We start from the raw sequence: 7,635 nt of genomic DNA on the forward strand, positions 1-7,635 counted from the left end.
AACATTTTTATCTGTTATATCATATATTTACATTATGATACTTATGGCCATAAGCCACATACTTTAGCCATTCCTCGACAGATACCATTTTTTGGTTTCGACATAATTCGGTTAAAAAAGATGTATTGTGATCTCTTCTATAATATACTAACAACTAAACTTAATTTTTTACGTATATAATCTAATAAACTATTTGTCTACGTGATGATAGTACTCCATTATTATTTTAATTTGTTGTTAAAAACTCTTTAGTGAGACTTTAAAAAGTTCAACTAAAGAGTTACTATCATATTAAGATTAATATTCCAATATGTTAAGAGGACAGCAATAATGGAAAAAACAATGTGTTTATTTACAGGACAAGGATCACAATACCCTGGTATGCTCCAAACTATAGTCACAAGATGTGAAGATGCCAAAAAATATTTTCAAATAGCCTCTAAAGTAACAAGCATAGATTTAGCGAATGTTTGTTTTGGAAAGGAAACCGATTTTTTACAGAATACTAGGTACTCCCAAATAGCAATAGTCGTTTACGAGTATATCCTATATAAATTGTGGTCTAAAAATAATAAAATACATCCTAATTATTTAGCTGGTCATAGTTTGGGTGAGCTTGTTGCACTAGCTGTTTCTGGAGCACTCTCTTTTAAAGATTTATTAATAATCGTAAAAAAGAGAGGTGAGCTTATGCAAAAATGCTCAGATAACCATGATGGTTCTATGTTAGCTGTTTTAAACATGAATAGTTCAATTTATAAATTACAAAAAAAATATTCTAATGTATACGTTGCAAACTACAATTCCGCTTTGCAAACAGTATTTTCAGGTAATACAGCTGAACTTTTAGCTTTCAGTAAAGATATTATACAAGCAAATTCCATACCTATATCGTTAAATGTTACTGGTGCCTTTCATTCTCCATATATGAATGACATAATTCCTGAATATAGGAATTTGATTAACTCTATACACTTTAATCAACCTCATATTCCTGTATATTCAAATGTAACTGGTGAGATCTATCCTCAGGATGAAAATACTATAAAGGAATTATTAATAAAGCAGATAAACTCTCCTGTTAAGTGGACTACGATTATGGACAATGCAAGTTCAAAATCTATTAATAACTATATAGAGTTTGGACCTAAGAAAACCCTACTTAGATTTCTTCCTACTACCAGTAACATAAAGAAAGAATTTATTTTTGAGAAAAATATAATGCTCATGTAGATAATTGATATTAGCTTAGTGAAAGCATATACTACAAGTTGTGTTAGTAAAAAAGTTAGGAAGGTTTTATTATGGAAAACAAATTAATTGAAATTTTAAAAGAAAATCTTGAAATCGATGATGATACGTTACGTACAATTAATTCAAATACTATTTTATTCGGTCCATTAACCGAAACAGGATTCGATTCTATCGATGCTATGGCATATATCGCTGGATTAAGAAGAGAGTTCAATATCCCTAATGATCAAAACATTACATTAGATAATATAATTTCTATTGAAGCAACCACGAATTGGTTAAAAGAGAAAAAATATGCCATTTAAACAAATTAATAAGTTTAAGATTAATAATAAAATTTATTTTATACGTCAAGGAGATATCGTTGATCTTAAACAAATTTGCTCACTAATAAAACAAATTCAACCGGATATGCATGTGTCGATTCACACGTATCTTTCCTTTTTTAAAAACAAAACTTATTATATTTATATACTTGAAGACGAACAAAAAAGAGCAATAGGCTTTGATATAAGGTATGAAATTAATAAGACATCTTTATGCCTACATGAAGATGGAATTCTATTAGAATATTCTTTTTTATCGCAAGCATTTAGAAATTCTTTATTAATTGACTCTGCTCAGCATGGATACCAGTACCTTTATACTCATATTCAAGATTCTTTCAAAAGAACAGTGTCGTATATTATACAATTAAAATCTAATTTGATCGGATATCAAAAGAATAGGTGGTTAAATCATTATAAAGATATCGTTTTACCAATTAATGCATTATATTTTAAGATTCCACTAGCACCTACGTGTAGATATACAAATAGCTCAAATTACAGATCCATAATACTAATAACATCTTCTTATAAAGAAGATGTTATTAGTATCGATAAAATCTCAAACATTCGAAATATTATCAACAAATGCAAAATAAAGTTTATAATATTAAATATCAGCTTATACCCCTTAGTGCTATCAACTATGCGCAAGCTAAACTATACAATCGATGGATTTTATATAAATCATAATCAAAAATTTATAATTTTACATATCGAAAATGAATAATAAAAATTTTAACTTTACACAAGGAGATCTTTCAGATCTTAAAAAAATACATAATTCTTCTTTTTTTATACAGTTTAAACAAAAAAAACATTTTTCAGAAATAAAAAATGATCTAACTGGTTATAAAAAAGACTTTTTTATTTCACTAATAAAAGATACAAATTATAATCAAGTTATTGCCTATGATATAAGAAGGCAAAGAAATGATCAATTAATTACAGTTTATCAACAAAATATACGAACTAATCTTAACTTAAATTATGCAGATCATCTTATTTTTCGCTTAATGCTATATTCTTTTAACAATACATTACGTCAGGGATTTAATCATACTATCCTTGATGTTTGTGCAAATTCCAGAACTGATCTTTATAGGCTGTCCTATTTGCATGGCAAAATAGTCGGCATTAATTTATCTCAATTTATACCAGAATATAACATGAACATTCCCACAGTAACTGTAGATATTATTTACAATAATAAACGTTCTCCTAAATATATTCCATTTAAGCTTACACTACAAAAATTCAAGAGATTATACAAAAATACTCCCAATCTTAATGAAGATAAATATTTCATAAAAAATAATTTATTTTTTATTTATAAAGATCTCTCACAAATAGGTATAAAGAAGACTGCTCTTATTTTTAAATTTATAAAACAACACAATATTTTAGTAGCTATTCCATCTCATAATCTTCTCTTCTTCAGCTTGTGTTCCACTTATAAGATCAGCATTTACGGTTACATAGGTGCCCTATATATGAACTATGATTTCGTTTTAGTTGGCTAACTTACCTAGTTGTCGTAAACCACTAATCAGGGTTATTAATACAGATACAACTAAGCACATAATAGCTACGAGAAAGATTAAGGAAGGAGATACTTTTACTAGTATGCCACTTAGCGCTGCCATTAATGGACCTGTAATTCTTGTCAAAGACGTTGAAGTAGCGGTTACCATGCCTTTATATTGGTCAGGTGTTTTAAATTGAATAATGGTAAAGAAATTAGCTTGAGCCCATACACTACCAAATGATACTATTGCATATCCCATGGTGAATATTAATAAAGATTTAATGGCTAGCATAATAGTGAATCCTACGGTAATAATTAATCCAATAACTATTAACTGAGTGCCTAGCTTTATTTTTTTACTAAAGCGTAAATAAACGAAGTTACCCAGTATGCTAGCAACTGATGAGATGGTAAAAAATATACTAATTTCATTTATTGAAGCACGCGTCTGTACTTTTAATAAGAAAGTTAACATCGGAATTACTACTTGAAAGCCAACATTGGCAGCAAAAAAGCTAATAATTAACCATTTGATATCATGTTCTTTCAAAACGAATTTTAGACCTTGTGATAGAGTTTGCTGTATACTCTTCTTTTTTTTATCATTGTTTTTGTTATTTATAGTCTCAATATCTTTAACAACATAGGTTAAATAGCCAAAACTGATCGCATCTAGTATGAAGCCACCGAGATAGTTAAAGAGGTTGACAATAATAGCTGCTATACCTGGTCCAAATGTTTTTTGAATTGAACTGATCAAACCAACAGTCCCAGAAATCTTTGATAATTCATTTTCAGAAACAGACTCTGAAATTAGAATCTGATACCCAGTCCAAGACATTAAATCAAATGTCCCAATAAAAAAAATCATGAATAAAACCAAAGCTATTGGAAAATCATGCAATATTAATAATGGAATAATCAAGATTAATACTGCTTGCATGATTAAGGAAAAGAACATGATTTTTTTTCTGGAATACTTATCAAATATAGAACCAATAACTAATCCAAATAAGGCAGTAGGTAAGTATTCCATGGCCGTTAAAAGTCCCATCAAAATAGCAGATCTAGAGCGTGTGAGCAGCAGTAAAGGAATAGCAAATGTATAAAATTGGTCACCAAAGCCTGAGATTGCGTAACCTACAAGTAATTTTTGGCTTGTTTTTTCACGTTTTAAAAACATATTATTTTAAATCTTTTCTAATCAACACAAAATTACATTCTACTATTTTTTTATGATTTTGATTTACTATTTTACCTTTACAATTGATTAATCCGTTGGCATCTACTTCAACAATTTCTGCCTTTGTTTCTGCTATATCTCCAGGGACAAAATAGCCATGGTAATGGCACCTTTGTATGCTTAAAAACCAAATATTATCAATTTTTCCATATCTATCATACAAAGAAAAACTAACAGACTGTGCCATTAATTCTATTAACAAAACAGCTGGATAGATAGGAAAATCTTTAAAATGACCTCTCATAAAAGGATCCGAATTAGTAAAATATTTGATTGTTGTAGTCATAACGCTGTCAGTAGTCACCACTTTATCTACTAATAGCATTGGATATCGTTGTTTTAGAATCTTTTTAATTTGCAAAAAACTACTATTATTCATATTTTCCTTTCATTATGCTTTACTAAAACAAATAGTTACAGCATTACCACCAAAGCCTATAGAGTTACTCAAAGCATATTTAATGCACTCTCTTTTTCCTGTGTTAATTATAAAATTACTTTTTTCCATTACTTTGGTATTTCCAATTACAAGCGGCGGAATAATTTGTCGTTTCATTGCAACAGCAGTAATAGCTGCTTCAATCACTCCGGCTGCACCTAATGTATGACCAACTTGACCTTTTGATGAACTTATATAAGGTAAATGTGCAAACAAAGTATGGAAAGCAGTCAGTTCCATAGCATCATTTAATTTAGTACCTGTACCATGGGCATTAATATAGCTAATATCATCTGACTTGATTTCTGCTACCTCTATTGCCTCCTTCATAGTATTTATTACCGCCACCCCTTGAGGATTAGGAGCTGTTATATGATAGTGATCATTTGCTTGCCCAATTCCTACAATTGAAGCATATCCACTTTTGTCCATCTCATTATTAGTCAATATTAACGTTGCTACTCCTTCACCAAGGGACATTCCATCTCGATTTTTCGTAAAAGGTTTACAACCGTTCAAGCTCATTGCACCTAATGACATAAAACCGCTAGCCGTTATTGGTGATAATACGTCACCGCCTATTACTATTGCCCTTGTATATTTTTTTAATGACAGTTCTCTGCACGCATATGCAATAGCATCCCCACCAGATGCACAGGCTGTATTAAAACAAATAATTTTAAAATTAGAAAAAAATTTAGAAATAATTTTCGTTAGCATTTTTATTGGATTACTATCTTGAGTTATTCTATCATCAAAACCACTCAGGAACACGTCATTGAGTCCATTACTTGAAGCAAAACACACTAAAGTACTTTTATCATCTAACTTATTTATATTTGCATCTTTACAAGCCATTCTAAGTGACCGATCGATCATAGATTTGAAAGATATCTGTGATTTAAATGCACAAGCAATGAATGGCGGAATTTTCCATTTGTTTTCATATTTCGTAATTTTCCGCCAAGCTACCTTCCCCTCAAAAATATTAGAAAAAAATTCATCATTTGTGCCTAAAGGTGAACAAACTCCCATGCCTTTAATTACAATATCCATTTTTCTCCCCTTATATTGAAAAACCGCCATCTATTACTATGTTTTCCCCAGTAATATATGTACTTTGATCTGAAGTTAGATAAAATATAAAGCTTGCTATCTCTAAAGGGGTAGCAAATCTTTTTAATGGTACTTGCTTCATAAATTCATCTTCATATTTCTCACTCATTGACGTTTTTACAAATCCTGGACTAATAGAATTTACAGGAACTTTAAATCTTGACAGTTCTTGCGCTAAACATTTAGTATAAGTGTTTAATGCACTTTTAGAAATGGCATAAGCTCCTTGACCTACATTAGCTATTTTTGCCGCTACTGAACTAACATTTATAATTCTACTAGTATTATTCATTTCTAAAAACGGTAATGCTATATTTACTAAATTTATAGGTGCATATAGATTAGCACTAATTAATTTCTTTAGTATTTCCAAATCCATAGTTGTAACAAGTGACGGCTCAAATATGCCTATGCAATTGATTATATAATTTACCCTTAAATGTTGACTTTGTAATATATTTTCAATTTCTTTGAGTTGTGTTGGTTCTGTCAAATCAATAACTACCTCAATTATATTAGCACATTTATCATGAATACTATCCATAAAATGTTCAGAACTCAAAGTTTTATGCCTATGTATCAGGATTATATTACATTTATAATTTAGAAATTTTTTCACTACTTCTCTACCAATTCCACCTGTAGCGCCTGATATTAAAATTGTCTTATTATCATAATAGCTCATACAATACTAATCCTTTTGCAAAAAAACTAAAGTAATTGTTCTATCTGAATTTACATTACTTATTAAATATTTTCCGCTTCTACCATTCTTGACAATTAATGCTATGCCCTGGTACAACGATGCCGCTCTAGATTGACCTGTTTTCACAGAAAACATATTAATTTTCGAAAATATATTACATAATACTTTTAAATTATCACCTGATAATACTGCTAAATCTGATGATAATTTACATTGATTTGTATATATTTTTATCCCATAATTTGACAAAGAATTTTTTAGCAAAAATTTCTTTGTCAAATTCGCAATAATGTTTTCTTCATTTTTCAAGTTAATAATCATATTGCTTGTATATATATCTTTTACCTGAAAGCTATTTTCTTGCCCCTTATCTGATAGTATAAATCCAGCAGCACCTTCACTTAAATGATTCACAGGTATTGCTTCATCTATCCCTATCGATGCAATGGCATCAACAATACCACCTTTAACTATTTGATACGCATACTCTAACCCATTAGTAGATACTTGCTGAGTCATACCACTTAAAGAAAATTCTTTTGCTGCATATCCTAAAGCAGTATTACTAGATAAATTTACAAAATCAATCGGATTAGCTAAATTAAAACCACCTTTTCTTAATTCCAATGCATACTTCCTAACTGAATTCAACGAATTATTATAAGTCTCTAATATTAAAGAACTTACCTTTTTAAATTTTAAAAGCTCAGACAAGTTAGTAAATAATAGCAAAGTTAATCTATCATGACGTCTCAAAAATCTGGTATTATTATAATTTGATTTAAGAAGATCACATTCTTGACTCGTGGACTTTAAATTTGCGTTTTGTACTGAGACACCTGAAATATATATTGTTTTATTCTGCATAAATCCCCCTTGAAGTATCTTAAGCACTAATTAATTTTGTATTACAGATCTTATTCTAGTCTTACTCTTACTTTTTTCAAGAGACTGTAAAATAGTTTGTGTAAGGATGAATGATTCCTTAAATTTATTTCTTTAAACATTAGAAAAAGGAGTTCC

At 29.5% G+C, this 7,635-nt stretch carries 9 protein-coding genes; 4 read left to right on the top strand and 5 right to left on the bottom strand.

Annotation, left to right across the window (positions count from 1 at the left end):
• Positions 1-330: 330 nt before the first annotated feature.
• From Q0Y84_RS05835 to Q0Y84_RS05850, 4 genes are all read left to right on the top strand, one after another.
• Entirely contained in the window at positions 331-1,233 is a 903-nt protein-coding gene (locus Q0Y84_RS05835; protein ID WP_297951599.1) for an ACP S-malonyltransferase, read from the top strand.
• A 71-nt stretch (positions 1,234-1,304) separates the two neighbouring features.
• On the top strand, positions 1,305-1,559 hold the full coding sequence (locus Q0Y84_RS05840; RefSeq protein WP_297951600.1) for an acyl carrier protein: 255 nt from the start codon (positions 1,305-1,307) through the stop codon (positions 1,557-1,559).
• Positions 1,549-2,310 (top strand): hypothetical protein, encoded by a 762-nt coding sequence (locus Q0Y84_RS05845; protein WP_297951602.1) that lies wholly within the window; start codon positions 1,549-1,551, stop codon positions 2,308-2,310. Before Q0Y84_RS05840 ends, Q0Y84_RS05845 begins: the two co-directional genes overlap by 11 nt.
• Positions 2,303-3,103, top strand: a complete 801-nt coding sequence (locus Q0Y84_RS05850) for a hypothetical protein (RefSeq protein WP_297951603.1) — start codon at positions 2,303-2,305, stop codon at positions 3,101-3,103. Before Q0Y84_RS05845 ends, Q0Y84_RS05850 begins: the two co-directional genes overlap by 8 nt.
• Here the strand turns inward: Q0Y84_RS05850 and Q0Y84_RS05855 are convergent.
• Genes Q0Y84_RS05855 through Q0Y84_RS05875 form a run of 5 tightly spaced genes read right to left on the bottom strand, consistent with a single transcriptional unit; the run spans position 3,092 to position 7,479 of the window.
• Positions 3,092-4,291 (bottom strand): MFS transporter, encoded by a 1,200-nt coding sequence (locus Q0Y84_RS05855; RefSeq protein ID WP_297951604.1) that lies wholly within the window; start codon positions 4,289-4,291, stop codon positions 3,092-3,094. The genes Q0Y84_RS05850 and Q0Y84_RS05855 overlap by 12 nt on opposite strands.
• A 1-nt stretch (position 4,292) precedes the next feature.
• Complete coding sequence (locus Q0Y84_RS05860; protein WP_297951605.1) at positions 4,293-4,730, bottom strand: 3-hydroxyacyl-ACP dehydratase FabZ family protein; 438 nt, start codon at positions 4,728-4,730, stop codon at positions 4,293-4,295.
• 12 nt (positions 4,731-4,742) lie between these two features.
• On the bottom strand, positions 4,743-5,846 hold the full coding sequence (locus Q0Y84_RS05865) for a beta-ketoacyl-[acyl-carrier-protein] synthase family protein (RefSeq protein ID WP_297951606.1): 1,104 nt from the start codon (positions 5,844-5,846) through the stop codon (positions 4,743-4,745).
• Between the two features lie 10 nt (positions 5,847-5,856).
• Positions 5,857-6,591, bottom strand: a complete 735-nt coding sequence (locus tag Q0Y84_RS05870) for an SDR family oxidoreductase (protein ID WP_297951607.1) — start codon at positions 6,589-6,591, stop codon at positions 5,857-5,859.
• A 6-nt stretch (positions 6,592-6,597) separates the two neighbouring features.
• A complete protein-coding gene (locus Q0Y84_RS05875) occupies positions 6,598-7,479 on the bottom strand; it encodes a hypothetical protein (protein WP_297951608.1) in 882 nt (293 codons plus the stop codon).
• Positions 7,480-7,635: the final 156 nt, after the last annotated feature.

The sequence above is a fragment of the uncultured Lactobacillus sp. genome (assembly GCF_947367125.1).
GTDB lineage: Bacteria > Bacillota > Bacilli > Lactobacillales > Lactobacillaceae > Lactobacillus.